The following is a 24,874-nucleotide window of genomic DNA, read 5'->3' as shown; positions in this document are numbered from 1 at the left end:
TAATCCCTTGATTGAGTTCAGTCACGTTCCAGCACCACGACACGCTGTCCGGCGCGCACCGCCGAACCGGGTTGGACGCGCACCTCGCGAACCACGCCGGCCATCGGCGCAAGCACCGGGATCTCCATCTTCATGGACTCCAGGATCACCAACACGTCACCGGCGGCGACCCGCGTGCCCACTTCTATCTGGACTTGCCATAGATTGCCGGCGATGTGGCTGTCGACGCTCAATTGGTCCTCGCCCAGCAACGTCTCTTCGCTCGGCGCGGGTGTCGGTTCCTCGCTGTCGAAATGCGCCTGGCCGCTGGCGATCCAACGCTCGCGCTCGGCCTTGAAGGCTTGTTGTTGCTGCTGACGAAACGCGGCGATGCTGTCCGCTTCCCGGGCCAGGAAACCCCGATAGTCGGCGAGGTTGAGCTGGCTGTATTCGATGTTCAGGTCGAAGCGGCCCAAGGGGAAATCCCGCCGGATGCGCAACAGTTCATCGGCGCTGACCGGATAGAAGCGGATCTGGTCGAAGAACCGCAGCAGCCAAGGCTTGCCGTCAAACGCGGCAACATCCCGATAACGATTCCACATCTGCAACGTGCGCCCGACGAACTGATAGCCGCCCGGACCTTCCATGCCGTACACGCACATATAGGCGCCGCCGATGCCCACCGAGTTTTCCGCGGTCCAGGTCCGGGCCGGGTTGTATTTGGTGGTCACCAGCCGATGCCGTGGGTCGAGCGGCGTGGCGACTGGCGCCCCGAGGTAGACGTCCCCCAGGCCCATCACCAGATAACTCGCGTCGAATACCGTGCGTTGCACTTCGTCGAGGTTGGGCAGGTCGTTGATGCGCCGGATGAACTCCAGATTGCTTGGGCACCAAGGGGCGTCCTTGCGCACGGTGGTCATGTATTTTTCGATGGCCAATTGGCAGGCCGGGTCGTCCCAGGACAGCGGCAGGCGGACGATGCGCGAGGGTACTTGCAGGTCTTGCGCAGCGCACACGGCATCCCACTCACCGGCGACGATAGCCAACAAATCGGCCAGCGGCAGTTGTTCGGGCTGGTAATGCACTTGCAGCGAGCGAATGCCCGGCGTCAGGTCGATCACACCGTGCAGGTGCTTTTGTTCCAGGGCCTGCATCAAGGCGTGGGCGCGGAAGCGCAGCACCAGGTCCAGTTCGGGGGCGCCGATTTCTAGCAGTAGGTGGGTGTCGCCGGACACGCGCGCGACCAGGCGGGTATCGTCCTGGCCGATATCCAGCACCACGGGTGACACCAATGTTTGTGTATCCCCAAAACCTGTGGCGAGGGAGCTTGCTCCCGCTGGGTCGCGCAGCGGCCCCGACTTTTCACCGGTAAGCGTGTTGTCCGGCGAGCGCTGCGCACTCGAGCGGGAGCAAGCTCCCTCGCCACAGGGGAAATCCATTGCCAGTGCGCGCGCGGTCTCCAAGTCCACCGGCACAAACCGCACCTTGTCCCCCGCCTTGAGCTGGCCCAACTGCCACAGGTCCGCCTCGATCACCGTCACCGGGCAGACGAAGCCTCCCAGGCTGGGGCCGTCGGGGCCGAGGATGACGGGCATGTCGCCGGTGAAATCCACGGCACCGATGGCATACGGGTTGTCGTGAATGTTGGAGGGGTGCAGGCCTGCTTCGCCGCCGTCGGCCCGGACCCATTCCGGCTTCGGCCCGATCAGCCGCACGCCGGTTCGGCTGGAGTTGAAATGCACTTCCCATGAGGTGTCGAAGAACGTCTGGATGTAACGTTCGGTGAAATATTCCGGCGCCCCATGCGGTCCGTAGATCACGCGGATCTGCCGCACGGCTGGCAAGAGCAGAGGCGGCTCGTCCACCGTCGGCCATACGGCGCGCTCATCCAGCGCAGCCAGGTGCAGCACGTCGCCGGTGCACAGCGCTCGTCCGCCATGACCACCGAACTGGCCGAGGGTAAAGGTGCTTTTGCTGCCCAGGTAATCCGGCACTTGCACACCGCCTTGCAGGCACAGGTAGCTGCGGGCTCCGTCGCCGGCGATGTTGCCGATCTCCAGGGTAGAGCCGGCAGCAATTGACAACGGGGTGTTCATCGGCACGACGTTGCCATCGAGTGCCAGGGCAATCGCCGCACCGGTCACCGCCAGCCGGGCATCGCAGTTGAAGCGCAGCAACGGCCCGCTCATGGTGATTTCCAAGGCCGCCGCGCCTTCGTCATTGCCCAGCAGGCGATTGCCCAAGCGCAGCGAACGGCTGTCCATCGGACCCGACGGCGGTACGCCTACGGCCCAATAGCCGAGGCGGCCAGGGTAATCCTGGACGCTGGTCTGGGTGCCGGGGCTGAGCACCTCGAACGTGTTGGCGCGGTAGGCCAGGGTCTCCAGGCAACGCGTCCAGGGCTGGCCGGTTGCGAAGGGCGCGTCGAGGAGAATCTGCTGCAAATAGGTGCGGTTGGTTTCGACGCCGTATAGCAGACAGTCTTCCAGCGCTTGATGCAGGCCCAGGCGCGCCTGCTCGCGGGTCGGCGCCCAGCGAATCACCTTGGCGATCATCGGATCGAAGTAGGGCGGGATCTGGCAACCGGCCTCGACCCAGGTGTCGATGCGCAGCCCTTTGCCGTCGCCCCGGGGAAATTGCACGGCGGTGAGCAGGCCTGGGCTCGGCTGGAAATCCCGGCCCGGGTCCTCGGCATACAGGCGCGCCTGGATTGCGTGGCCGCAGGCTTTCAAACCCAGGCTCAGTTCGCTCAGTGGCGGCAGCTCACCGGCGGCCAATTGCACCATCCAGCGCACCAGGTCGACGTCCCAGACCTGCTCGGTGACGCCATGCTCAACTTGCAGTCGCGTGTTCACCTCCAGGAAGTAGAAGCGCCCGGCGCCACTGTCGTAGACGAACTCCACGGTGCCCGCGCTGCGGTAGTTCACCGCCCGGGCCAGTTTGATCGCCGCCGCGCAGAGTTCCTCGGCCATGCCTTCGGGCAGGTTGGGTGCCGGGGTTTCCTCAAGGACTTTCTGGTTGCGCCGTTGCACCGAGCAATCGCGCACGCCCAGGGCGATCACTTGGCCCTGGCCGTCGCCGAAAACTTGCACCTCCAGGTGACGAGCCCGTTCGATGTACTTCTCGATGAACACGCCGGCGTCGCTGAAGTTGTTCTGCCCGAGGCGTTTGACCGCTTCGAAGGATTCGCTCAACTCGGCGGCGCTACGGCACACGCGCATGCCGATTCCGCCGCCGCCCGCCGTGCTTTTGAGCATGACCGGATAACCGACCTGCGTTCCGGCCAGCAGCGCGACGTCGAGGCTGTCGAGCAACTCAGTGCCTTCAAGCAGCGGCACGCCGTGCTGGCGGGCGAGATCTCGTGCGGTGTGCTTGAGACCGAACACGCGCAGTTGCTCCGGTGTCGGCCCGATGAAGGCAATATTCGCGGCCTCGCAGGCTTCGGCGAAAGCGGCGTTTTCCGAGAGGAAGCCGTAGCCGGGATGAATCGCCGTCGCGCCGCTGCTCTTGGCAATCGCCAGCAGCTTATCCACCGCCAGGTAAGTACCGGCCGCCGCGCCTTCGCCCAGGCAGTGGGCTTCGTCGGCTTGGAGGATGTGCAGGCTGGCAGCGTCGGCTTGGGAGTACACCGCGACGCCCTGGACATTCAATTCGCGCAACGTCCGCAGGATGCGGCAGGCGATGGCGCCACGGTTGGCGATGAGGATTTTTTCGAACATGGCATTGCCCCCTCAGGCATACGTGCTGCCTGAACTGGGATGCGGGCCGTCCCGCAGTTTTCGATGGCCAACGGGGTCGTCCCCGTGAGCGAAATAATCAACCTTAAAAACACCGCTGAACCTTGTGGGAGCGGGCTTGCTCGCGAAGTCGGTGTGTCAGTCAACATCAATGTCTCTGTCGGACCGCTTTCGCGAGCAAGCCCGCACCCACAGTGGCTTGGGGGTGTCTGGTAAACGTTATTTGATGCACTGCCCCGACCGGCTCTGGCACAACGCGAACAACCAGCGGCGCAGGCGCACGAATTTCAGTTCCATATCAGAAGCTCCGCTGGCGTGGGGTTGTAGGCGTTGCACGGGTTATTCAACTGCGGGCAGTTGGAGATCAAGACGATCACGTCCATCTCGGCCCGCAGGTCGACGTATTTGCCCGGCGCCGAGATCCCGTCTTCGAACGTCAGGCCGCCATCGGCGGTGACCGGCACGTTCATGAAGAAGTTGATGTTCGGCCCGATGTCGCCCTTGCCCAGCCGACCGTCGTGGGCGCAGGCCCGCAGGTAGTTGTCGCGGCAGCTGTGCATGTGGCGTTTTTCCAGGGCGTAGCGCACGGTGTTGCTTTCCTGGGCGCAGGCGCCGCCGAGGGTGTCGTGACGCCCGCAGGTGTCTTCGACGATGGTCAGCATCGGCCGGCCGAGGTTGGAATACAGCACGCTCCCGGTGCCCAGGTAGACGCTGTTCTGCCGGCGCAAGGTGCGTTGCACGTCGTAGCGTTCCCTGGGGTTGGCCAGGCTGTAGAACAGCGTATCGACCGCCTGGTTGCCTTCCAGGTCGAGGATGCGCAGGGTCTGGCCGGCCTTGACTTCGGTCAGCCAAGGCTCTCCGGAGGGAATCGTGGCGCGGTAGATGGCGGTCTCGGGTTGTTTGTGTGCAGTGGCGATGGCGAGTGACATGGCGACGATCCTCAGGCGAACAGGCGGTCGGTGTTGATGAAGCCGCGCTGGTTTTCCGGACGCGAAAGGCGGCAGTGTTCGGCGACGCTGGCGTCAGCATTCATCCAGCTAAGCTTGAGCGGTTGCGGGGCGTATTGCGGGTTCGGGTCCATCGGGTGTTGCAGCGCGGTCAGCACCACCAAGGTGTCCATCGGCGCGTACAGCTCGATGTAATCGCCAGCTTTGGAATTGCCCTCGACGAAGTGAAAATGGCCGGCCGCGTCGACGTCGACCCGGCTGAACAAGTTGAGGGTCATCAGCAGGTCGGACAGGCCCAACCCCCATTTGCCCAGCTCCACCAGCAGGTTGTCGGTGCCGTTGCGAAAGAAGCCGTTGCGCAGCTCCTGATAACGACCCTGACCGTATTTCTCAGCGACCTCTTCGGCGCAGAGCACACCGCCAAAACTGTCGCTCCAACCACAGGTGTCAGCGGTGATCGCCGCCAGCACTCGCCCCATGTCCGAATACAGGCAATGGCCGGCGGTGAGCTTGGCGGTGTGTTGGCATTTGAGGCTGTCGGGCAGGTTCAGGCGTTCGGTTTTTTCGTTGGCGTTGAGCAGTGTCAGGCTCACGTTGGCGCCACCGCGCAGATCGGTCAGGCGCAGCAGTTGGCCGCGCTTGAGCACGAACGAGCGATGGCCGCCACCGGGCAGCAGTTCTTCGGCGAAGGGGGGGAACAGCTGGATCGAATCGGTCATGGAAAAACTCCTTTCAAGCGATACGCAACGTGCCGGCCAATTCGGCGGGCAGGGCGTCGACGGCGGCACGGGCGGTGCGGCGGTCGCTGTTCAATGGAATGTCGTAGGTGATGCGTGCACCGTAGGCGCCAGGTGCGTGGGGATCGACGCGGACCTTGTCGAACACCAGCAGGCGCGTGCCGAGGCTGAAGCCTTCGGACAGGTCATGGGTGACCATGAACACCGTCAGTTGGGTCTCGCGCCACAGCGCCAGCAACAAGGCATGCATGTCTTTGCGGATACCCGGGTCGAGGGCGCCGAAGGGCTCATCCAGCAGCAGGACTCGGGGCTTCATGATCAGCGCCTGGGCAATCGCCAATCGCTGCTGCATGCCGCCGGAAAGCTGCGCCGGGTATTTGTCCAACGCGTGGCCGAGGCCGACCTTGTCCAACAGTTGCGCAGCCTCTTCGCGAGCCTGGCGCTTGGCGCTGCCGAACAGACGGCCCAGCAACGGCGAACGCGGCAACTCCAGGCCCAGGGCGACGTTGTCCAGCACCGTGAGGTGTGGGAACACCGAATAGCGCTGGAACACCACGCCCCGGCTGGCGTCTGGTTCGCCGGCCAAGGGTTCGCCATCCAGCAGGATTTGTCCGCGACTGGCGCGCTCCTGGCCGAGCAACAAGCGCAAGAAGGTCGACTTGCCGCAACCCGACGCGCCCACCAGTGTGCAGAACTCACCCTCGGCGACGTTCAGGTTCAAGCGTTCCAGCACGACCTGATCGTCGTATTGCTGCCAGACGTTGTTTACCGTGATGAAGCTCATGCTCTCGCCCCCTCGTACCAAGGGAACGCTCGAAGGGTCAGGCGCTTGAGCCCCCAGTCCATCAGCCAGGCGAGCAGCGTGATCCACACCACGTACGGCAGGATCACGTCCATCGCCAGGTAACGACGCACGAGGAAAATCCGATACCCGAGCCCATCGGTGGAGGCGATGGCTTCGGCGGCAATCAGGAACAGCCAGGCCGAACCCAGCATCAATCTCAGCGAGATCAGCAAGCGTGGCAGCAGTTGCGGCAGCACCACGCGCAGCATCAGCGTCCAGGTCGAGGCGCCGAGGGTCTGGGCCTTGATCAGCAGTTCGGACGGGATCTCCCGGGCGCGCTGTTCCAGATCCCGCGCCAGGCACGGCGTGATGCCGATCACGATGAGCATCACTTTCGACAGTTCCCCCAAGCCGAAGACGATGAACAGGATCGGCAGGATCGCCAGGGGCGGCACCATCGAGACCACGGTAAGCAACGGCGACAACGGCGCGCCGAACAGCGGTAGCGTGCCGGCGGCGATGCCCAGGCACAGCCCGGCCAGGGCGCTGATGCCCAGGCCAATGGCCAACCGGCGTAGGCTCGACGCGGTGTCTTGCCAGAGCAGGTAGTCGCCACTGCGGGCATCGGCGGTGAAGGCCAGGCGTTTCACTGCATCGATCATCTGCCCGGCACTGGGCAGCAGCTTGTCGTTGGGGTTTTCTGTCAGTCGTTCGGCCGAGCCCATGAAATAGGCGAACAGCACCAGCGCGAATGGCAGGATGACCAGCAGCAAGCGGCTGGGGCGATCCGGGTAGCGGTTGATCAGGCGCATGCCAGGTCCTCCGGTCTACAGCTTGGCGTCGGCGGCCAGCTGTACGTAGGTGGGGTCGAAGCGCAGCTTGAGGTTGGCCTTGTCGCCGCGGGTCACGCCATTGGCGAATGCCATGCCGACCGCGTTCGTGTCCTTGGCGCCTTCGCCCAGCAAGCCGTGCTTGAACGAGAACTCGGCCACCTTGCCCATGGTGGCGGGCAGTTGATCGCTGGTGGCGAAGCCCAGCACTTCCTGGGGCGTGGCGAACAGCTTGGTGGTGTCCAGTTGCGCCTGGAAACCCTTGAGGTCGGTACCCGAGGCCTTGGCCATGTGTTCCAGCGCAGCGTTGGCGGCGGCATTCCTGGCGTTCATCAGCGCCACCACTTCGAACCAGGCGCCGGTCAAGGCCTTGCCCAGGGCGGGGTTGTCCTGGAGGGTCTGGGTGTTGACCACCATCATGTCCATGATCTCGCCAGGCACCTGGCTGGAGTTGAACACTTCGCTCACGCCTGGCTGCGCCTTGATGTCCGAGAGCATCGGGTTCCAGGTGGTGACGGCCTTGACCTGGTCGGTGTTGAAGGCGGCGGAAATGTCGGCATCGGAGGTGTTGACGACTTTCAGGTCTTTCTCGGCGAGGCCGACCGAATCCAGCGCGCGGGCCAGCAGGTAATGAGACACCGACAGCTCCACCAGATTGACGTCCATGCCCTTGAGGTCGGCGACTTTCTTGCCGTCGCCCTTGAGGACGATGCCGTCGTTGCCGTTGGAGAAATCACTGACGATCAGCGCTGTGCTGTCCACGCCACCGGCGGCGGGAATGGTCAGGGCGTCCATGTTGGTCATGGTGCAGCCGTCGAACTGACCGGCGGTGTACTGGTTGATGGATTCGACGTAATCGTTGAGCTGCACGACATCGATGGTGATGCCGTATTTTTTCGCCCATTTGTCGACGATGCCTTGGCTGCCGGCGTATTCCCAGGGCATCCAGCCGGCGTAAATGGTCCAGCACACGCTGAAGTGATCTTTTTGCGCTGCGGCGGACGAGAAGCTCATGAGGGCCGAGAGAGCGGCGAGGAGCAGGGCGGACAGACGAAGCTTGAACATGGTGGTTCTCCAGTTGATCAAGGGCGGACAGGAGCAACGCGGCACCGCGAACGGTGGCTTGTCTCCCGGGCTTTTGTCCCGCCGTGTAACCTCAACTGGAGGTCGCCAACTCTCGGACCAGCCACTCGCCAGAGGCGAGCCGGAACCCTAGTCAGCCATTGCAAATTGTGGTGCCGCGAACCTGTGATGACTCCTGCACGGGGATTGTTAAAGCGAGAGCCGTGCCAATTCAGGCAAAGGCCCATGCCAGAGCGGGCGAGCGTCGGAGAGGGATGATTGAGGGCGGATTTGTGCTTGCTTGTGGTGCCATGGCGCACCGGAAGAGGGCGACGAGTGACATGTTTCCAGTTGTTGCCATGTCGCACCAGATTCCGATTTTGCTGTCTGAATATTCGTCAGTCACACAACGTTGACTGCCGCCCATCAGCGTCGCTGATGCGGCCCATTCGCGGTCCAGGAGGCCGCCATGTATCGACGACTGCTCCTCATTGCGTTTCTTGGTCTGACTCTTTCGGCATGCGTGCCTTACTACGACGGAGACTCGAGCTATTACCGTTCAGAGGTCTACACCTCGCCAGGGCCGGCCTATTACAGCGGAGGATATTATTCGGCACCGCGTGGCTATTACGCACCGCGGTATTACCAACCGGCGCCACGCTATTACTCGGCACCGCGTTATTACCAGCAAGGCCCACGTTATTACTCGCCACCGCGTGCATACCGGTCTTATCCGGATCGTGGCGGCTGGGGTGGCCGTGACCGGGGTGGTTGGAACGACGACCGGGGCGGTCGAGGCGGGCGAGATCATTGGGGACACGGCGATCGTGCTCGCGGACATGGTGGTCGCGATGGACGGGGCAACCACCGCTGATCCCAGGGCAACAAAAAAGCGGCGCATTGAGCGCCGCTTTTTTGTGCCTGGCATAAACCCGCCCTGTGGGAGCGAGCTTGCTCGCGATGGCGTCGGGTCAGCCAATATCGATGTGTCTGGCATGCCTCTATCGCGAGCAAGCTCGCTCCCACAGGAATCTTCTAGCTCGGCTATTCATTGGACAAATCCGCCAACGGATGCCGCCCCTCCCACACCTTGTGGAAATGCGCCTCCACTGCCGCTTCGGGCACATGATTGATGTCCGGCCAGTGCCAACGAGGCTTGTGGTCCTTGTCGATCAACCGTGCCCGCACGCCTTCGCTGAACTCCGGATGGCGGCAGCAGTTGAGGCTCAGGGTGTATTCCATGCGGAACACACCGGCCAAGGACAAATGCCGCGCTCGGGCGATTTGCTCCCAGACCAGGTGCGCCGTCAGCGGTGAGCCTTCGGCCATGGTCTTGGCTGCCCGGGCGATCAGCGGATCGGGATGGTCCACCAGCAAGCTCAGGGCTTTCCAGGCGCAGCGCACATCGCTGACATCCAGCCATTCGTCGATCTTCTCCCGGCGGGGCAGCCATTGGGCTTCGGGCAGTTGGGGGAGGGCTTCTTGCTGCAAGGCCTTGAGCAGGCTGTTGAGCTGCATCTCGGTCTGCTCCTGCCAGTTAAGCTGCAGCAGGCCCTCGATCAAATCGTCCTGTTGACCATCGAGCAGGAAACGGTCGGCCAGGCCAAGGTCGATGGCGTCGCGGGCATTCATGTGGGCGCCGGTCAGGCCGAGGAACAGCCCGAGCTTGCCCGGCAGGCGCGACAGGAACCAACTGGCGCCGACATCCGGATACAGGCCGATGCTGATCTCCGGCATTGCCAGGCGACTGCTCGGCGTGACGATCCGCGTGCTTGCGCCTTGCAGCAAACCCATGCCGCCGCCCAGCACATAGCCGTGGCCCCAGCACAGCAGCGGCTTGGGGTAGGTGTGCAGGTTGAAATCCAGGCGGTACTCCGCCGCGAAGAATTGCGCGGCCAGCGGTGGCACCTCACCGGGATGAGCCCGGCAAGCCTCCACCAGGCTGCGCACTTCACCACCGGCACAGAACGCCTTGGCGCCGTTGCCGCGCAGCAGGACACAGACGACCTGCGGCTCCCTGGCCCAGGCATCCAGGCGATCCTGCAGGGCATTGATCATCGGCAGCGTCAGGGCATTCAGGGATTTTTCCGCATCCAGGGTGGCGATGCCGAGCCGCGCACCATTGATACCCGTAAGTTCTTCGAAGTGCAGATTCATCGTGACCTCGATCAGAAATTTGAATGATCAGTATGACTGCTGTGGGGGAAAGTGCCGGATCAGCGTCAGATCAATTGACAAGCCCTGTAGGCTTTCCTAGGGTGCGCCCATTGTTTTTAACGGGTGTGCCCATGACCGCTGACGACCGTATCAAACTCGAACCGAGCTGGAAGCAGGCACTGCGTGCCGAATTCGACCAGCCCTACATGGCAGAGTTGCGCGAGTTCCTGCGCAGTGAATACGCGGCCGGCAAGGAGATCTATCCGCCCGCGCCGTTGATTTTCAACGCGCTCAATTCCACGCCGCTGGACAAGGTCAAGGTCGTGATCCTTGGCCAGGATCCATACCACGGTCCAGGCCAGGCACATGGCTTATGCTTTTCGGTGCAGCCGGGCGTGCCGACACCGCCTTCGCTGGTGAATATCTACAAGGAACTGAAGCGCGACCTGAACATCGACATTCCCAACCACGGCTACCTGCAAAGCTGGGCCGACCAAGGTGTGTTGCTGCTCAACACGACCCTGACCGTGGAGCGCGCCAATGCCAACGCCCACGCCAAGAAAGGTTGGCAGCACTTTACCGACAGGGTTATCGAGGTGGTCAGCGAACACCAGCGTCACCTGGTGTTCCTGTTGTGGGGCGCCCATGCCCAGAGCAAGCAGAAGCTGATCGATGCGACCAAGCATCTGGTGCTGACTTCGGTGCATCCGTCACCGCTGTCGGCCCATCGGGGATTCATCGGCTGCGGGCATTTCAGCCGGACCAACAAGTTCCTCGAGCAACATGGCGAGAAGCCGATCGAATGGCGGTTGCCGCCGGTTTGATGCGCTAATCGGGTTGGCCCCTTCGCGAGCAAGCTCGCTCCCACATTGGATCTTCAGTGGCCGCCCGATTTTTGTACGCCGCGAGTTCTCTGTGGGAGCGGGCTTGCTCGCGAAGGGGGCAACTCGGTCTACAAGTCCGAACCCGGCCTGCGCATCCAATACCTGAACAACGGCTCCGCCAGAAACAGCACGAATAACAGCCGCATCACCTGCAACGCCGTGACCAACGGAACCGACAATTGCAGCGTTTCCGCCGTCAGGCTCATTTCCGCGATGCCACCGGGCATCATGCCCAGTGTCAGCGAACGCAAGTCCAGTTGGGTCAAGGTGCTCAGGCCCAGGGCCGCAAGCGTTGCGATCAGCATCGTCAATACCGTGCCAACCAGCGTGCGCCCCATGAACGACGGTGCCCGACGGAAGAACTGCCGGTTGAAATGGCAGCCCAATCCGCTGCCGATCAACCACTGGCCGACCTGGCTGGCGCCGTGGGGCAGGCCGATGTGCAGATCCCAGCCAATGCTCACCGCCGCGCTGACCAGCAGGGGACCGAACAGCCATGGGTTGGGTTGGCGCAAGCGTTCCCAGATCCAGGCGAGCAGGGCGCCTGCCGGGAACAGGATCGCCAGCCACGACCAGTCCACCGTAGTGGCGTGTTGTACCGGGGTTCCATCGCCCAACAAGTACTTGAACGCGGCCGGCACGCACAGCACCACCACCAGGACCCGCAGGCTCTGGCCCGCGGCAACATGGCTGAGCATCGCACCGTTGCGGGCGCCGAGGTTGACCATTTCGCCGGAGCCGCCCGGCATGCTGGAGAAGAAAGCGGTGGCGCGGTCTTCGCCGGTGCGGCGCATCAGCCAGACACTCACCACGCTGGACGCGCTGGTGATCAGCGCGCCGAAGAAAATCAGGCCGAAGTGGCTCAGGACTTGTTCCATCACCACTGGCGTAAAGTGCAAACCGATGCCGATGCCCACCACCCATTGGCCGCATTTGCGGCCGCCGGGAATTTCCATCAATTGCCACGGTGTGAGGCAGCGCACCAGGATGATCGCCAACAGCGAGCCGACCATCCAGGGCAAGGGCCAGCCGATCAGGCTGGCCAGATAACCGCCGGCCAGACCGACCAGCGGTGTTCCCCACCATTGTCTGAAGGTTGTTGCCTCAGACATTGGCCAGGGCACGACGCTGGGCGCTGCGACGACGCCAGATTCGCAGCAGGGGCAGGAACAACATGATCGCCGTCAGGACCCAGCAACCGAAGGTGATCGGGCTGGACCAGAGGATTTCCAGCGCACCGTTGGAGATCGACAACGCACGACGCAGGTTCTGTTCCATCAGGCCGCCAAGGATGAAACCCAGCAGCACTGGCGAGAGCGGGAATTCCAACTTGCGCAGGATGTAGCCGAAGATCCCGATGCCGATCATCAGGAACAGGTCGAACGTGGTGGCATGCACCGCATAGACGCCGATCCCGGTGATGATTGCGATCACCGGCACCAGCGCCCAGTTCGGCACAGCCAGGATGCGGGTGAAGACGCGGATCATCGGGATGTTTAGGATCACCAGCATGACGTTGGCAATGAACAACGAGGCGATCAGGCCCCAGACGATGTCCGGTTGTTGTTGGAACAGCAGCGGGCCGGGTGTGATGTTGTACAGTGACAGCGCGCCGATCATCACCGCCGTGGTGCCCGAGCCGGGAACGCCGAGGGTCAGCATCGGCACGAGTGCGCCGCAGGCTGCGCCGCCGATGGCGGTTTCCGGCGCCGCGAGGCCGCGCTTGTCGCCCTGGCCGAACGTGCCGGTGGCACCGGCCATGCGTTTTTCAGTCATGTAGGCCACGGCACTGGCCAAGGTCGCACCGGCACCTGGCAAGACGCCCATGATGAAGCCGAGCACGCCGCAGCGCATGTTCACCCAGAACACCGAGGCCGCTTCCTTGACGTTGAACATCATCCGTCCGGTGGCTTTCACCGCTTCCTGGCCGCGGTGGGTTTTTTCCAGCAGCAACAGGATCTCGCTGATGGAGAACAGGCCCAGCACCAGCACGACGAACTGGATACCATCGGTCAAATGGATGTTGTCACCGGTGAAACGGTAGACGCCGCTGTTGGCATCAATGCCGACGCAGGACAGGAACAGGCCGATCAATGCCGCGATGAACGTCTTCAGCGGGCGATCGCCGGCCATGCCGCCCAGGCAGACGATGGCGAACACCATCAATACGAAATATTCCGCCGGTCCGAAGGCAATGGCCCATTTCGCCAGCAAGGGCGCAAACAGCACCATGCCGCAGGTGGCAATGAGCGCGCCGAGGAACGAACTCCACGCCGACAGTGACAACGCAACCCCGGCCAGGCCTTGGCGAGCCATTGGATAGCCGTCGAGCGTGGTCATTACAGTGGACGCTTCGCCCGGGATGTTGAGCAGGATCGAACTGATACGCCCGCCGTATTCACAGCCCAGGTAAACGGCCGCCAACAGGATCAACGCCGACTCCGGCGGCAGGCCCAGGGCAAAGGCAATCGGGATCAGCAGCGCCACGCCGTTGATCGGGCCCAGGCCCGGCAGCAGGCCAACGACAGTGCCGATCAGCGTGCCACTCAACGCGGTGACGAGGTTGTACGGGGTCAGTGCAACGCCAAAACCCTGGCCGAGATAATTCAGGGTATCCATATCAATTCTCCAGGACGTCGAGCAGGCCCAGGGGCAGCGGCACGTCCATCAGCTTGTCGAACAACAGATAAAGACCAATGGCCATCAGGCTGATGATCACCACGCTCGGTACCCAGCGGCCGCCATACAGGCGCGCCATCGGCACACCAGTGACAATGCTGGCGAGGATGAAGCCCAGGGGTTCGAAGGTCCCGGCGAAGACCAACAGCAACAACACGCAGATGCCGATTTTCTGCAGGGTTTCACGGTCCAGTTGCGGGTCGTCTTCACTGTGTACGACCGGCGTGGGGCGAAACAGCATGTACAGCAGCGCCAGCCCCATCAGCCCGAGTATCAGCAGGGGAAAGGCACGCGGGCCGACGGGTTCATAGGAAAAGGCTGCCTGATAAGGCCAAGCCATCAGCGCCAGGCCGATACAGGCCAGCAACAGCACTGCGGCAACAATACGTTGGATGACGAACATGACTAACTCCTGGGCGGCGCCGGCTGTGCCAGCGCCGCCGCGAGAACAGAGGCGATTACTGGATCAGGCCGAACTCTTTGGCCAGCATCTTGTAGTCGGCCACTTGTTTCTTCACGTAGGCGTCCAGCTCCGGGCCGGTCATGGCGAACGGGAACAGTTCGCGCTGATCGCGCAGCTTGGCGAACTCTTCGGAGGCCAGCAGTTTGTCGAAGGCGTTTTTCCACCAGGCGTATTCTTCATCGGTGACTTTCGGGCCGAGGTAGAAGCCACGTACCACCGGCCAGCGGATGTCGTAGCCCTGTTCCACGGCGGTCGGAATGTCTTTCATTTCCGGCTCGTCCAGGCGTTTGTCGGAGAACACGGCCAACAGACGCATGTCGCCACTCAGGATGTGTGGCATGGAGTCGGAGATGTCGGTACTGCCCACTTGGATATGACCGCCAAGCAGCGCGGTGGCGATTTCGCCGCCGCCTTCAAGGGCCACGTAGCGCAGTTTGCGCGGGTCGATACCGGCAGCCTTGGCGATCAATGCGGTCTGCATCCAGTCCTGGCTACCGACGGTGCCGCCGGAACCGATGACCACCGAGCCCGGGTCTTTCTTCAGGGCCTGTACCAAATCGTCGAGATTCTTGTAGGGCGAATCGCTTTTTACGGCGATGGCACCGTAGCTGGTGCCGACTGCAGCGAGCCAGCGCACGTTGGTTTCATCAAAACGGCCGAACTTGCCTTGCGCCAGGTTCAACAACGAACCGCTGGACCAGGCCACCAGCGTGCCGGCGTCGGCCGGACGCTGGGCCACCACCGCGTTGTAGGCCACCGCGCCGACACCGCCGGGCATGTAGGTCACACGCATCGGCTTGGTCAGCAGTTTTTCGTTGACCAGTGCGCTTTGTGCCAATTTGCAGGTCAGGTCGAAACCGCCACCCGGAGCGGCGGGTGCGATGCATTCCGGGCGCTTGGGTTCTTTGGAGGCGTCAGCGGCGAGCAACGGCCCCGCGAACACGAGGCATCCGACGGCCAGGGCTACTTTACGCAGTGATAGGTTCATTTTTGTCTCCACAGGAGTTGTTGTTGTTTGTTGCAAAAAATAGGGCCGAGGCCGGGCGAGGTTGGCCGGCACCGGTATTCACGGGTGCGGAAGATCGCGCTGCGCAGATGCATCCTGACGTCGATGAACATCGGCGCGGGCAACGGCACAGGAAAGGGTAGTCTGGTTGAGGCTGGAAAGACGGACGGGCATTGAAGCCTGAAGCTGTAGGGACAGCATGGTGGTGACTCCGCTTTATTGTTTTTATTCGGCGAAAACGCTTCGAGGCGTTTTTCGTTCGCGATCTGTTACGCGATCCACAGTCGTAACTGTTCGTTTCAGGACTCTAGCCGGCCAACCTTTCGCTAACCTTTCAATAGCTTTCAGGATGCTTTTTGGCTTCACAGTTGCGGATGCGGCTGTAAACTCCGCGCCAAAGAATGGCGTCGGCCATACCTTGAATCGAGGAAAAACCATGCGTGTTCTGCTCGTCGAAGATCATCTGCAGCTCGCCGAAAGTGTCGCCCAAGCCCTCAAGAGCACCGGTTTGACCGTGGACGTGCTGCATGACGGCGTGGCCGCCGACCTGGCGTTGGGCAGCGAGGAATACGCTGTGGTGGTCCTCGATGTCGGGCTGCCGCGCATGGACGGTTTCGAGGTGCTGGCGCGCCTGCGGGCCCGGGGCAAGACCACGCCGGTCCTGATGCTGACCGCTCGCAGCGACGTCAAGGACCGCGTCCATGGGCTGAATCTCGGGGCCGATGATTACCTGGCCAAGCCGTTCGAACTCACCGAACTGGAAGCCCGGGTCAAGGCATTGCTGCGCCGTAGCGTGTTGGGTGGCGAGCGCCAGCAGCGCTGCGGAGGATTGGTCTACGACCTGGACACCCGCCGCTTTACCCTCGACGATGAGTTGATGACGTTGACCTCTCGCGAGCAGGCTGTCCTGGAGGCTCTGATTGCCCGGCCCGGGCGGGTGATGAGCAAGGAGCAATTGGCAGCCCAGGTCTTCGGCCTGGACGAAGAGGCGAGCCCCGACGCCATCGAGATCTATGTGCATCGCTTGCGCAAGAAACTTGACGGCCACGCCGTGGCGATCGTGACATTCCGGGGGCTGGGCTACCTGTTGGAAACCCGTGATGCATAAGCCCGACAGCCTGCGCTGGCGGCTGCTGCGCAACCTGGCATCGCTGCTGGTGGTGCTGATGCTCGCCAGTGGCCTGAGCGCCTACTGGAATGGTCGCGAAGCCGCCGATACCGCCTATGACCGGACGCTGCTGGCCTCGGCCCGGACCATCGCCGCCGGTCTTTCGCAGCGAGACGGTACGCTCAGCGCGGACGTGCCTTACGTGGCCTTGGACACCTTCGCCTATGACAGCGCCGGACGTATCTACTACCAGGTCAACGACATCCACCAACAGCTGATTTCCGGTTACGAAAATCTCCCGGGTCCGCCGCCCGGCACGCCGCGCACTGACGATTATCCTGCATTGGCACGTTTCTACAACGCGCGTTACCAGGGCCAGGACGTGCGCGTGGTCAGCCTGCTGAAGGCCGTGAGCGAGCCGGAAATGAACGGCATGGCGGAGATCCGCGTGGCGGAAACCGAAGAAGCACGGATCAGCATGGCCCGGGGCCTGATGGCCGACACGCTATTGCGGCTGGGCATGCTGGCCGTCGGTGCATTATTGCTGGTGTGGTTCGCGGTCAGCGCCGCGTTGCGTCCGCTGGAGCGCCTGCGTACGGCGGTGGAAGAGCGTCAGCCAGACGACTTGCGGCCGCTTCCGTTGGTGGAGGTCCAGCATGAGTTGTGGCCCCTTGTCCGGGCGCTCAACCATTTCACCGAGCGCCTGCGTGGCCAATTCGAGCGGCAGGCGCAATTCATTGCCGATGCCGCCCATGAACTGCGCACGCCACTGGCCGCCCTCAAGGCACGCCTGGAGCTGGGCTTGCGTGCCAGCGAACCGGCGACCTGGCGTGAAACCCTGGAAACCGCGGCCCAGGGCACCGACCGCTTGACCCATCTGGCGAACCAGTTGCTGTCACTGGCGCGAGTGGAAAACGGCGCCCGGGCGATTGCCGAGGGCGGTGCGCAATTGCTCGACCTGAGCCAATTGGCCCGTGAGCTGGGCATGGCCATGGCCCCGCTGGCACATGCCCGTGGTGTCGCGTTGGCCCTGGAGGCCGACGAGCCGGTCTGGTTGCGGGGCGAGCCGACCTTATTGAACGAGCTGTTGAGCAATCTGGTGGATAACGCGCTGGCCCATACACCGTCGGGTGGCAACGTCATCCTGCGGGTCGTCGCGCCGGCGGTGCTGGAAGTCGAGGATGACGGTCCCGGTATTCCTGAGACTGAACGGGAACGAGTGTTCCAGCGCTTCTACCGGCGAAACCAGCAAGTGGCCGGCTCGGGCCTGGGGCTGGCGATCGTCGGGGAAATCTGCCGTGCGCATCTGGCGCAGATCAGCCTTCACGACGGTCAGGACGGTGGGCTGAAGGTACGGGTGAGTTTCATCCCTGGCTCAGAATAAGCCTGCGCTGAATGCTGTCGCCACGGGACTGATGCCAGGTTCAGGTTCGATGTCCGGGCTGTTCAGTAAAACATCGTCCGTGCTTCTTCAATGTCCGCGCACCGATCCTTATCGTCGAGGTCGATGCCCAGCTTCTTGATTGCCGGCACTCCAACCGCGTCGATCCGGCTCAGCGGGTGGTCGGTGTCCTTGTAGCAATACAGCGCGGCGACTTGCACCAGGTCGACATAATCGAGTTGTTTGGAGTCTCGGGTGAAATCCAGGTACAACCCCGGCAGCTTCACCAACCTTTCCGGAAATTCCCAGACACTGAGCAGCTTGTCGCCCAGCACCGGGTGAATCGTCTCGATGACGTGGTTGAGGCTGATGGGGTCCGACAGCAATTCATTATTGTCTTCGGCATACGTCAGGATCGGCAGGACGCCGATCTGATGGACCAATCCGCCCAAGGCCGCCTGATCAGGCTTGAGATGCGTGTAGCTGCGGCAGAGGGCGTAGCTGACACCCGCTATTTCCAGGCTCTTGCGCCAGACTTCGCGCATTTTCTGTTCCACGACCTCGGAGCGGGCATGGAAAATCTGCTCCATGACCAGGCCAATCGCCAGGTTGCTGCTGTAGTTGACGCCCAGCCGAGTGATTGCCGTGTGCAGGTCCGTCACTTCCTGCGTGGCGCGCAGCAACGGGCTGTTGACGACTTTTATCAGGCGCGCCGAGAGGGCGGTGTCACGGCCAATCACTTTGCTCAGGTTGCTGACGCTGATTTCCGGGTCTTCGGCGGCCCGGCGAATCTGCATGGCCACTTCCGGTAATGTTGGCAAGACCAGGTCATCATTATCGATGGCCGCCACCAAATCCCGCTGGACCTTATCCGCCAAATCGCTCATTTCGGTTCTCTAGGGTGTTGCGACAAAATGTTGCGATCAACGCTGGATTTCGCGGTCGCGGTCCAGTTCGTAAGGCAAGTCCAGCAATTGTAGCGCGGGTCCTTCCAAAGCACCGAGGTGCAAATTGCCATCTTCTGCCGCTTCGGCCTGCAATACTGCCAGCAGTTCAATGTTTCGCTCGGCACGGGCGGCAATGACGACCTCGCCGATCGAGCTGCCATGCGTAGGGGAAAACAGCGGGGTGCCAGGCTCCGGCAATTCAGCGGCGTCCAGTTCCAGGCGATACAGGCGACGCTTGAGTTTGCCGAGGTACTGCATGCGCGCGACGATTTCCTGGCCGGTGTAGCAACCTTTCTTGAAGCTCACGCCGCCTACGGCTTGCAGGTTGAGCATCTGCGGAATGAACAACTCGCGCGTGGCCGCCATGACCTGGCCGATTCCCGCGCGGACCTGACCCAGCAGCCAGCGGTTCAAGTCGCCTTCGGGCAGTTGCTCGCGCAGCTGCGTCAGCAGCGTATCGGCCTGTTCGGCGCGAACCCAGAGTTCAGCGCGGCCGGGGGAGACGCGAATAGCGATCAGCGATGGCTGGCGAACCACACTGTCGGTTTCGGCCGGCAGGTCGAGGCCCAGCCCGCTCAGCACGGTGTCCGCGTTTTCCAATCCGAAGCGAACCCATGCCGGGCTTTCATCGGTGAGTTTGGATTTGGAGAACACCGCGTATTTCTTCAGGTCCGCCAGTTGCGGCTCCAGAAGCTTCGTGGCCATGGCCATCAGTATGCCGTCGCCTTCGAGGACGATACGAAAGCTCGATTGCATCCGGCCTTTCTGGGTGCAACGGGCGCCCAGGCTGGCCTGGCTGTCGCTGAGGTAGTTGAGGTTGCAGGTCAATTGGCCTTGCAGGAATTTGCCGGCATCCACGCCGCGGACCGCGAGTACGCCTTCGTGGGACAGGGTGCAGAAAAATGCGGAATCAGCCATGGGTCATCGCAGGGTAAAAAGTCTGGTAGACATCATAAGGGGGCGCCCATGAAATGGGTAGTTCACAAAGGATTGACGGCGCCCGACCAAAGCCGTCTGTCACGCCACGGCGGGGCCTGTATACTTGCGCTCTATTTGAGGAGCGCTCCATGGTCGAAGATGTTGAACTGAATCGCCTCTACTGGCATAGCCGCCGCGGCATGCTTGAGCTTGACGTGCTGCTGGTGCCGTTCGTGAAAGAGGTCTACCCCCATCTTAACGAGGTCGATCGTGCCTGCTACGTCCGTCTGCTCGAGTGCGAGGATCAGGACATGTTCGGCTGGTTCATGGAGCGCAGTGAATCGGAAGACCCGGAACTGCAACGCATGGTCCGGATGATTCTGGATCGTGTCCAACCCAAGTAATCGCTTCGAATGCCGCTGGCAGGCCTCCGGGCAATTGCTGGCGGCGTACCTCGTGGCCCAGGCGTTCGCCCTGGGCTCGTTGCTGCTCCTGGCTGTCCCGTCCGGCTTCGCAGCCGTTGGCGTCATGCTGTGCCTGGGCCATGGCGCCTGGGTGTTGCCGCGACATTTGCTGCTGACCCATCGACAGGCCTTCCGTGGCTTGCGTCGCGATGCCGATGGTTGGCAGCTCTGGCGCGTCGATGGCGGCTGGCAGCCGGTGCAGTTGCGACCTGACAGCCTCGCATTACCGATGATCGTGGTGCTGCGCTTCCGCCTTAAGGGCGAGTGGCGGATCCGCTCGTTGTGCGTGCCCCGCGACGCGCTGGCGCCGGATGTCCACCGGCGCCTGCGGGTACGGCTGCGGTTCAGCCGGCGTAGGTGGGCGGCACCAGGATAGTATCCAGCGCCTCGGGCAGCAGGTTCGGATAATCAAGCGTGTAATGCAGGCCTCGGCTTTCCTTGCGCTCCATGGCCGAGCGAATCATCAGTTCGGCCACCTGCGCCAGGTTGCGCAGTTCAATCAGGTCGCGGCTGACTTTATAGTTGCTGTAGAACTCATCGATCTCGTCGAGCAGCAGGCGCACCCGGTGCTGCGCCCGTTGCAGGCGCTTGTTGGTGCGTACGATGCCGACGTAGTCCCACATGAAGCGCCGCAGTTCGTCCCAGTTGTGCGCGATGATCACGTCTTCGTCCGAGTCGGTGACCTGGCTGGCGTCCCACGAGGGCAGGGCGACCGGGATGGCGATCTGGGGTAATTGCTCGAGAATGTCAGCCGCCGCCGAGCGGGCATAGACGAAACATTCCAGCAGCGAGTTGCTGGCCATGCGGTTGGCGCCGTGCAGTCCGGTGAAGCTGGTTTCGCCGATGGCATACAGGCCAGGCACGTCCGTGCGGCCATGCTGGTCAACCATCACCCCGCCACAGGTATAGTGCGCTGCCGGTACCACCGGGATCGGCTGCTTGGTGATGTCGATGGAGAATTCCAGGCAGCGCTCGTAGACCGTCGGGAAATGGCTCTTGATGAACGCCTCGGGTTTATGGCTGATGTCCAGATAGACACAGTCGATGCCCAGGCGCTTCATTTCATGGTCGATGGCCCGCGCGACGATGTCCCGGGGTGCCAATTCGGCGCGAGGATCGAAGCGCTGCATGAAGCGTTCCCCGTTGGGGAGCTTCAGATGAGCACCTTCGCCACGCAGGGCTTCGGTCACCAGGAAGCTCTTGGCCTGCGGGTGATACAGGCAGGTAGGGTGGAATTGGTTGAATTCCAGGTTCGCCACCCGGCAGCCCGAGCGCCAGGCCATGGCAATGCCGTCACCACAGGCTCCGTCGGGGTTGCTGGTATAGAGATAGACTTTTGCCGCGCCACCGGAGGCCAGGATAACGAAGCGCGCACCGTAGGTGTCGACTTCTCCCGTGCCGCGGTTGAGCACATAGGCGCCCAGGCAGCGATCCCCCTCCAGGCCCAGGCGCTTCTCGGTAATCAGGTCGATCGCGACCCGTTGCTCCAGCAATTCGATGTTGGAGCGCTGCCGGGCCTGGGCCAACAGCGTCTTGAAAATGGCCGCGCCGGTTGCATCGGCGGCATGGATGATTCGCCGATGGCTGTGCCCGCCCTCGCGGGTCAGGTGGAACTCGAAGCCGCCATCTTCGGTGCCGGACTGTTCATCGCGAGTGAATGGCACGCCTTGGTCGATGAGCCACTGGATGGCTTCCTTGCTGTGCTCGACGGTGAAGCGCACCGCTTCCTGATTGCACAGCCCGCCGCCCGCGTTAAGTGTGTCATCGACGTGGGATTGGACGGTATCGGCGTCATCCAGCACGGCCGCCACGCCGCCCTGGGCCCAGAACGTCGAACCGTTGGCCAGGTCTCCCTTGCTCAGCACGGCGATGCGCAAATGTGCAGGCAGGGTCAAGGCCAGGCTCAACCCGGCGGCGCCGCTGCCGATTACCAGAACATCATGTTGGAACTGTTGGCTCATTCGAATGGTTTCCGCTTGAAGCGACCCGGGTCGGGGTTAGCGCCAGACACCGCTTCGACGGGTCAGGCAGCCACGCAGCCCACTAGTATATAGAGGGGGGGATCGGCACAATAGCCGGGCGTTCATGGCAATGTGAAACCAGGGTGACAGGAAAGCGATGCGCTTCGTCGGGTCAAGGTTTCGATGAATGTGCGACAACGCGGCCTTTTCGAGGACAGAACGCTGTTTATCTCGTCATGGTCGCCAAATCTTCGCGTTGAAGAGCGATAAATAGTGGGAACTTTTGCCAAGCGCATACGTTCAATAGACGGTTGTCTGCAGAAGGGAACAGCGTCGGGTTGGTGCAGGGATTCATCTGAATCCTCGTCCGACAGGCCCGGCGACAGATTATTCGCGCGGCCGGGGAATCTCGTGCTGCGTTTTTCGTGCGTGCCGGATCAGAGCGCGCCGGAAACTTGCTTTGAAGGGGGAGAACTTTTGCGAAAAGCCCGAGTCTATGTTTGCAAGCCCGGTCAATTGGTAATGCAAGCCTCCTTCGAGCTCATCGAGGAGTGTTCATGCTAACCCAGGAAGAGGATCAGCAGCTGGTCGAACGCGTTCAGCGCGGCGACAAGCGAGCTTTCGATCTGCTAGTGCTGAAATACCAGCACAAAATTCTCGGGTTGATCGTGCGTTTCGTGCACGACACCCATGAAGCCCAGGATGTTGCCCAGGAAGCCTTCATCAAGGCCTACCGCGCACTTGGAAATTTTCGCGGGGATAGCGCGTTTTACACGTGGCTTTACCGCATCGCCATTAACACGGCGAAAAACTATCTGGTTTCACGCGGCCGCCGGCCGCCGGATAGCGATGTGAGTTCCGAGGATGCCGAGTTCTACGATGGCGATCATGGCCTCAAGGACCTCGAGTCACCTGAACGTGCATTGCTGCGGGATGAGATTGAAGGCACCGTCCATCGAACCATCCAGCAACTGCCTGAAGATTTGCGTACGGCTTTAACTTTACGTGAATTCGACGGTCTGAGTTACGAGGACATTGCGAGCGTCATGCAGTGTCCGGTGGGTACCGTGCGCTCCCGGATCTTCCGCGCTCGGGAGGCCATCGATAAAGCCCTGCAACCGTTGTTGCAGGAAAACTGAGACAGCGGCGACAGCCAAGAGAGGAACGCCATGAGTCGTGAAGCCCTGCAGGAATCGCTGTCCGCAGTGATGGATAACGAAGCGGACGAATTGGAATTGCGTCGGGTATTGAATGCCTTTGACGATGTTGAAACCCGTGAGACCTGGGCTCGTTACCAGATCGCCCGGGCTGTCATGCACAAGGATCTGCTGCTTCCGCGTCTGGACATCGCTGCGGCGGTTTCTGCTGCACTGGCGGATGAAGCCGTACCGGCGAAAGCCTCCCGCGGACCATGGCGCAGCCTGGGCCGACTGGCTGTTGCCGCTTCGGTCACCGTTGCTGTGCTGGCGGGTATGCGTCTGTACAATCAGGATGAGATCGCTGGCGTACAAATGGCGCAGCAGTCCAACCAGCCAAGCCTGGCGACGCCACAGGTCAAAGGTCCTGCGGTTCTGGCCGGCTACAGCGAAAGTTCTGAAGCCGCAGGTCCCATGACTAACGGGGTTCTGCAAGGACAGCCAGGTTGGCACGATCAGCGTCTGCCCAACTATCTGCGCCAGCATGCCCAGCAAGCTGCGTTGAAAGGTACTGAAAGCGCTCTGCCATATGCTCGTGCGGCCAGTCTGGAAAACCGTTAAGGAGGACCATGCGCGCCATACCTCTCGTTTCGCTTCTGCTCGGTGGCTGGTGTGTGGCTCCAGCCTATGCCGGTGAAGCTCAGGACTGGCTCAATCGTCTGAGTCAGGCCGAGCAACAGCAGAGCTTCCAGGGCACTTTCGTTTACGAGCGTAACGGTAGTTTTTCTACCCATAACATTTGGCATCGCGTCCAGGATGGCAAAGTCCGCGAGCGGTTGCTCCAGCTCGACGGTTCGGCACAGGAGGTCATGCGCATTGATGGACATACTCAATGCGTCAGCGGCACCTTGATCGCCGGGCTGGGAAACACGCCTGATGGCACTGCACGTGCGCTCGATCCGCAAAAACTCAAGAATTGGTACGACCTTGCCGTCATTGGCAAGTCGCGCGTGGCCGGGCGTCAGGCTGTCATTGTCGCCCTGACCCCCAAAGACCAGCATCGCTATGGCTTCGAGCTGCATCTGGACAAAGAGACCGGTTTACCGCTCAAGTCCCTGTTGCTCAATGACAAGGGCCAATTGCTGGAACGCTTTCAGTTCACTCGACTGAGCACCTCCGAGCCTTCGGAAGGTGACCTGCAGGCCAGTGCCGAGTGCAAGGCTGTCGTTCAGGATTCCAATAAAGCTACCGCCGTGAAGACTACCTGGCATTCAGACTGGCTTCCGCCTGGTTTTGAACTTACAAGCAGCGTGGCACGCAATGATCCGGATACCAAGATCCAGGTCAACAGCCTCATGTACGACGACGGGCTCGCTCGTTTCTCGGTGTTCCTGGAACCGCTGAATGGCGCCACCGCAACCGACACTCGTACCCAACTGGGTCCGACGGCTGCTGTTTCTCGTCGGCTCACCACGCCCCAAGGCGAGATGATGGTCACGGTGGTAGGTGAGATTCCCATTGGCACGGCGGAACGGATCGCGCTGTCCATGCGCTCCGATGTCGCGGCAGCCCAATAGCACAGTGCTCAGGTGGCTCGATTGCGCAAGAGGCCGATGACGCCAAGGCGGATCGAAATGCCGAAACTTCCTGTCAGCATTTTCATTTGCAAAAAAACCAATTTTTTTCTATTAGGT

At 62.0% G+C, this 24,874-nt stretch carries 23 protein-coding genes and 1 riboswitch; of the genes, 9 read left to right on the top strand and 14 right to left on the bottom strand.

The features are described from left to right. Positions 1-17 precede the first annotated feature (17 nt). From uca to JMN22_RS16280, 6 genes are all read right to left on the bottom strand, one after another. On the bottom strand, positions 18-3,698 hold the full coding sequence (uca, locus tag JMN22_RS16305) for an urea carboxylase (RefSeq protein WP_198797124.1): 3,681 nt from the start codon (positions 3,696-3,698) through the stop codon (positions 18-20). A gap of 305 nt (positions 3,699-4,003) precedes the next feature. Beyond that, positions 4,004-4,645 (bottom strand): urea amidolyase associated protein UAAP2, encoded by a 642-nt coding sequence (locus tag JMN22_RS16300; protein ID WP_198797125.1) that lies wholly within the window; start codon positions 4,643-4,645, stop codon positions 4,004-4,006. Positions 4,646-4,656: 11 nt separating this feature from the next. Next, a complete protein-coding gene (locus JMN22_RS16295; protein ID WP_181286661.1) occupies positions 4,657-5,382 on the bottom strand; it encodes an urea amidolyase associated protein UAAP1 in 726 nt (241 codons plus the stop codon). Between the two features lie 13 nt (positions 5,383-5,395). Next, positions 5,396-6,184: an ABC transporter ATP-binding protein gene (locus tag JMN22_RS16290; RefSeq protein ID WP_198797126.1), complete on the bottom strand. Its 789-nt coding sequence runs from the start codon at positions 6,182-6,184 to the stop codon at positions 5,396-5,398. Further along, positions 6,181-6,996 carry an ABC transporter permease gene (locus JMN22_RS16285; protein ID WP_030138307.1) on the bottom strand — a complete coding sequence of 272 codons (816 nt, stop codon included), beginning with the start codon at positions 6,994-6,996 and terminating at the stop codon, positions 6,181-6,183. Before JMN22_RS16285 ends, JMN22_RS16290 begins: the two co-directional genes overlap by 4 nt. Positions 6,997-7,011: 15 nt before the next feature. Next, on the bottom strand, positions 7,012-8,079 hold the full coding sequence (locus JMN22_RS16280) for a putative urea ABC transporter substrate-binding protein (protein WP_198797127.1): 1,068 nt from the start codon (positions 8,077-8,079) through the stop codon (positions 7,012-7,014). 60 nt (positions 8,080-8,139) lie between these two features. After that, positions 8,140-8,241, bottom strand: a riboswitch (guanidine-I (ykkC/yxkD leader). A 304-nt stretch (positions 8,242-8,545) separates the two neighbouring features. Here JMN22_RS16280 and JMN22_RS16275 point away from each other — a divergent pair. Then, the gene (locus JMN22_RS16275; RefSeq protein WP_198797128.1) at positions 8,546-8,950 is read left to right on the top strand and encodes a hypothetical protein; all 405 of its coding nucleotides are present in this window, start codon (positions 8,546-8,548) and stop codon (positions 8,948-8,950) included. Positions 8,951-9,120: 170 nt separating this feature from the next. Here JMN22_RS16275 and JMN22_RS16270 read toward each other — a convergent pair whose 3' ends face one another. Further along, positions 9,121-10,233, bottom strand: coding sequence for an enoyl-CoA hydratase/isomerase family protein (locus JMN22_RS16270; RefSeq protein WP_198797129.1), 1,113 nt, complete (start codon positions 10,231-10,233; stop codon positions 9,121-9,123). Positions 10,234-10,364: 131 nt separating this feature from the next. Here JMN22_RS16270 and ung point away from each other — a divergent pair, with 131 nt between their 5' ends. Then, on the top strand, positions 10,365-11,057 hold the full coding sequence (ung, locus tag JMN22_RS16265) for a uracil-DNA glycosylase (protein ID WP_198797130.1): 693 nt from the start codon (positions 10,365-10,367) through the stop codon (positions 11,055-11,057). A 128-nt stretch (positions 11,058-11,185) separates the two neighbouring features. On the opposite strand, the gene JMN22_RS16260 is transcribed toward ung, so the two are convergent. The 4 genes from JMN22_RS16260 to JMN22_RS16245 are packed head-to-tail and all read right to left on the bottom strand — an operon-like array spanning position 11,186 to position 15,247. After that, the gene (locus tag JMN22_RS16260; protein ID WP_198797131.1) at positions 11,186-12,229 is read right to left on the bottom strand and encodes an AbrB family transcriptional regulator; all 1,044 of its coding nucleotides are present in this window, start codon (positions 12,227-12,229) and stop codon (positions 11,186-11,188) included. Next, positions 12,222-13,736, bottom strand: coding sequence for a tripartite tricarboxylate transporter permease (locus JMN22_RS16255; protein WP_198797132.1), 1,515 nt, complete (start codon positions 13,734-13,736; stop codon positions 12,222-12,224). The genes JMN22_RS16260 and JMN22_RS16255 overlap by 8 nt, the downstream gene beginning before the upstream one ends. Before the next feature lies 1 nt (position 13,737). Next, positions 13,738-14,199: a tripartite tricarboxylate transporter TctB family protein gene (locus JMN22_RS16250; protein ID WP_039593305.1), complete on the bottom strand. Its 462-nt coding sequence runs from the start codon at positions 14,197-14,199 to the stop codon at positions 13,738-13,740. Positions 14,200-14,254: 55 nt separating this feature from the next. Then, positions 14,255-15,247 carry a Bug family tripartite tricarboxylate transporter substrate binding protein gene (locus tag JMN22_RS16245; RefSeq protein WP_198797133.1) on the bottom strand — a complete coding sequence of 331 codons (993 nt, stop codon included), beginning with the start codon at positions 15,245-15,247 and terminating at the stop codon, positions 14,255-14,257. 454 nt (positions 15,248-15,701) lie between these two features. Between JMN22_RS16245 and JMN22_RS16240 the strand changes: the two genes are divergently transcribed. Together JMN22_RS16240 and JMN22_RS16235 are read left to right on the top strand one after the other, a co-directional pair. Next, a complete protein-coding gene (locus JMN22_RS16240) occupies positions 15,702-16,373 on the top strand; it encodes a response regulator (RefSeq protein ID WP_030138298.1) in 672 nt (223 codons plus the stop codon). Further along, positions 16,366-17,757, top strand: a complete 1,392-nt coding sequence (locus tag JMN22_RS16235; RefSeq protein ID WP_030138297.1) for a sensor histidine kinase — start codon at positions 16,366-16,368, stop codon at positions 17,755-17,757. Before JMN22_RS16240 ends, JMN22_RS16235 begins: the two co-directional genes overlap by 8 nt. 62 nt (positions 17,758-17,819) lie before the next feature. Here JMN22_RS16235 and JMN22_RS16230 read toward each other — a convergent pair whose 3' ends face one another. After that, positions 17,820-18,641, bottom strand: coding sequence for an HDOD domain-containing protein (locus JMN22_RS16230; protein WP_198797134.1), 822 nt, complete (start codon positions 18,639-18,641; stop codon positions 17,820-17,822). Positions 18,642-18,677: 36 nt separating this feature from the next. Continuing rightward, complete coding sequence (gene ygfZ / locus JMN22_RS16225; protein WP_198797135.1) at positions 18,678-19,619, bottom strand: CAF17-like 4Fe-4S cluster assembly/insertion protein YgfZ; 942 nt, start codon at positions 19,617-19,619, stop codon at positions 18,678-18,680. Between the two features lie 149 nt (positions 19,620-19,768). On the opposite strand from ygfZ, the gene JMN22_RS16220 reads away from it, so the two are divergent. Together JMN22_RS16220 and JMN22_RS16215 are read left to right on the top strand one after the other, a co-directional pair. Continuing rightward, positions 19,769-20,023: an FAD assembly factor SdhE gene (locus JMN22_RS16220; protein ID WP_003184348.1), complete on the top strand. Its 255-nt coding sequence runs from the start codon at positions 19,769-19,771 to the stop codon at positions 20,021-20,023. Then, entirely contained in the window at positions 20,007-20,459 is a 453-nt protein-coding gene (locus JMN22_RS16215; protein ID WP_198797136.1) for a protein YgfX, read from the top strand. The genes JMN22_RS16220 and JMN22_RS16215 overlap by 17 nt, the downstream gene beginning before the upstream one ends. On the opposite strand, the gene nadB is transcribed toward JMN22_RS16215, so the two are convergent. Further along, entirely contained in the window at positions 20,428-22,044 is a 1,617-nt protein-coding gene (nadB, locus tag JMN22_RS16210; RefSeq protein WP_030138293.1) for an L-aspartate oxidase, read from the bottom strand. The genes JMN22_RS16215 and nadB overlap by 32 nt on opposite strands. Positions 22,045-22,601: 557 nt before the next feature. On the opposite strand from nadB, the gene rpoE reads away from it, so the two are divergent. From rpoE to JMN22_RS16195, 3 genes are read left to right on the top strand one after another with little or no spacing between them, the layout of a single operon-like run. Then, entirely contained in the window at positions 22,602-23,183 is a 582-nt protein-coding gene (gene rpoE / locus JMN22_RS16205) for an RNA polymerase sigma factor RpoE (protein WP_003172477.1), read from the top strand. Between the two features lie 30 nt (positions 23,184-23,213). Further along, a complete protein-coding gene (locus tag JMN22_RS16200; RefSeq protein WP_198797137.1) occupies positions 23,214-23,801 on the top strand; it encodes a sigma-E factor negative regulatory protein in 588 nt (195 codons plus the stop codon). Positions 23,802-23,809: 8 nt separating this feature from the next. Further along, positions 23,810-24,757, top strand: coding sequence for a MucB/RseB C-terminal domain-containing protein (locus tag JMN22_RS16195; RefSeq protein WP_198797138.1), 948 nt, complete (start codon positions 23,810-23,812; stop codon positions 24,755-24,757). Positions 24,758-24,874 lie beyond the last annotated feature (117 nt).

Origin of the sequence: Pseudomonas sp. HB05 (genome assembly GCF_016756915.1) — a bacterium.
GTDB lineage: Bacteria > Pseudomonadota > Gammaproteobacteria > Pseudomonadales > Pseudomonadaceae > Aquipseudomonas > Aquipseudomonas alvandae.
The sequence above is the reverse complement of the archived record's forward strand: the minus strand, read 5'-3'. Positions and strand labels throughout refer to the sequence as shown.

Coding starts and splice junctions, on each gene's coding strand:
- uca (WP_198797124.1), bottom strand. CDS start 3,698: ATGTTCGAAAAAATCCTCATCGCCAACCGTGGCGCCATCGCCTGCCGC.
- JMN22_RS16300 (WP_198797125.1), bottom strand. CDS start 4,645: ATGTCACTCGCCATCGCCACTGCACACAAACAACCCGAGACCGCCATC.
- JMN22_RS16295 (WP_181286661.1), bottom strand. CDS start 5,382: ATGACCGATTCGATCCAGCTGTTCCCCCCCTTCGCCGAAGAACTGCTG.
- JMN22_RS16290 (WP_198797126.1), bottom strand. CDS start 6,184: ATGAGCTTCATCACGGTAAACAACGTCTGGCAGCAATACGACGATCAG.
- JMN22_RS16285 (WP_030138307.1), bottom strand. CDS start 6,996: ATGCGCCTGATCAACCGCTACCCGGATCGCCCCAGCCGCTTGCTGCTG.
- JMN22_RS16280 (WP_198797127.1), bottom strand. CDS start 8,079: ATGTTCAAGCTTCGTCTGTCCGCCCTGCTCCTCGCCGCTCTCTCGGCC.
- JMN22_RS16275 (WP_198797128.1), top strand. CDS start 8,546: ATGTATCGACGACTGCTCCTCATTGCGTTTCTTGGTCTGACTCTTTCG.
- JMN22_RS16270 (WP_198797129.1), bottom strand. CDS start 10,233: ATGAATCTGCACTTCGAAGAACTTACGGGTATCAATGGTGCGCGGCTC.
- ung (WP_198797130.1), top strand. CDS start 10,365: ATGACCGCTGACGACCGTATCAAACTCGAACCGAGCTGGAAGCAGGCA.
- JMN22_RS16260 (WP_198797131.1), bottom strand. CDS start 12,229: ATGTCTGAGGCAACAACCTTCAGACAATGGTGGGGAACACCGCTGGTC.
- JMN22_RS16255 (WP_198797132.1), bottom strand. CDS start 13,736: ATGGATACCCTGAATTATCTCGGCCAGGGTTTTGGCGTTGCACTGACC.
- JMN22_RS16250 (WP_039593305.1), bottom strand. CDS start 14,199: ATGTTCGTCATCCAACGTATTGTTGCCGCAGTGCTGTTGCTGGCCTGT.
- JMN22_RS16245 (WP_198797133.1), bottom strand. CDS start 15,247: ATGAACCTATCACTGCGTAAAGTAGCCCTGGCCGTCGGATGCCTCGTG.
- JMN22_RS16240 (WP_030138298.1), top strand. CDS start 15,702: ATGCGTGTTCTGCTCGTCGAAGATCATCTGCAGCTCGCCGAAAGTGTC.
- JMN22_RS16235 (WP_030138297.1), top strand. CDS start 16,366: ATGCATAAGCCCGACAGCCTGCGCTGGCGGCTGCTGCGCAACCTGGCA.
- JMN22_RS16230 (WP_198797134.1), bottom strand. CDS start 18,641: ATGAGCGATTTGGCGGATAAGGTCCAGCGGGATTTGGTGGCGGCCATC.
- ygfZ (WP_198797135.1), bottom strand. CDS start 19,619: ATGGCTGATTCCGCATTTTTCTGCACCCTGTCCCACGAAGGCGTACTC.
- JMN22_RS16220 (WP_003184348.1), top strand. CDS start 19,769: ATGGTCGAAGATGTTGAACTGAATCGCCTCTACTGGCATAGCCGCCGC.
- nadB (WP_030138293.1), bottom strand. CDS start 22,044: ATGAGCCAACAGTTCCAACATGATGTTCTGGTAATCGGCAGCGGCGCC.
- rpoE (WP_003172477.1), top strand. CDS start 22,602: ATGCTAACCCAGGAAGAGGATCAGCAGCTGGTCGAACGCGTTCAGCGC.
- JMN22_RS16200 (WP_198797137.1), top strand. CDS start 23,214: ATGAGTCGTGAAGCCCTGCAGGAATCGCTGTCCGCAGTGATGGATAAC.
- JMN22_RS16195 (WP_198797138.1), top strand. CDS start 23,810: ATGCGCGCCATACCTCTCGTTTCGCTTCTGCTCGGTGGCTGGTGTGTG.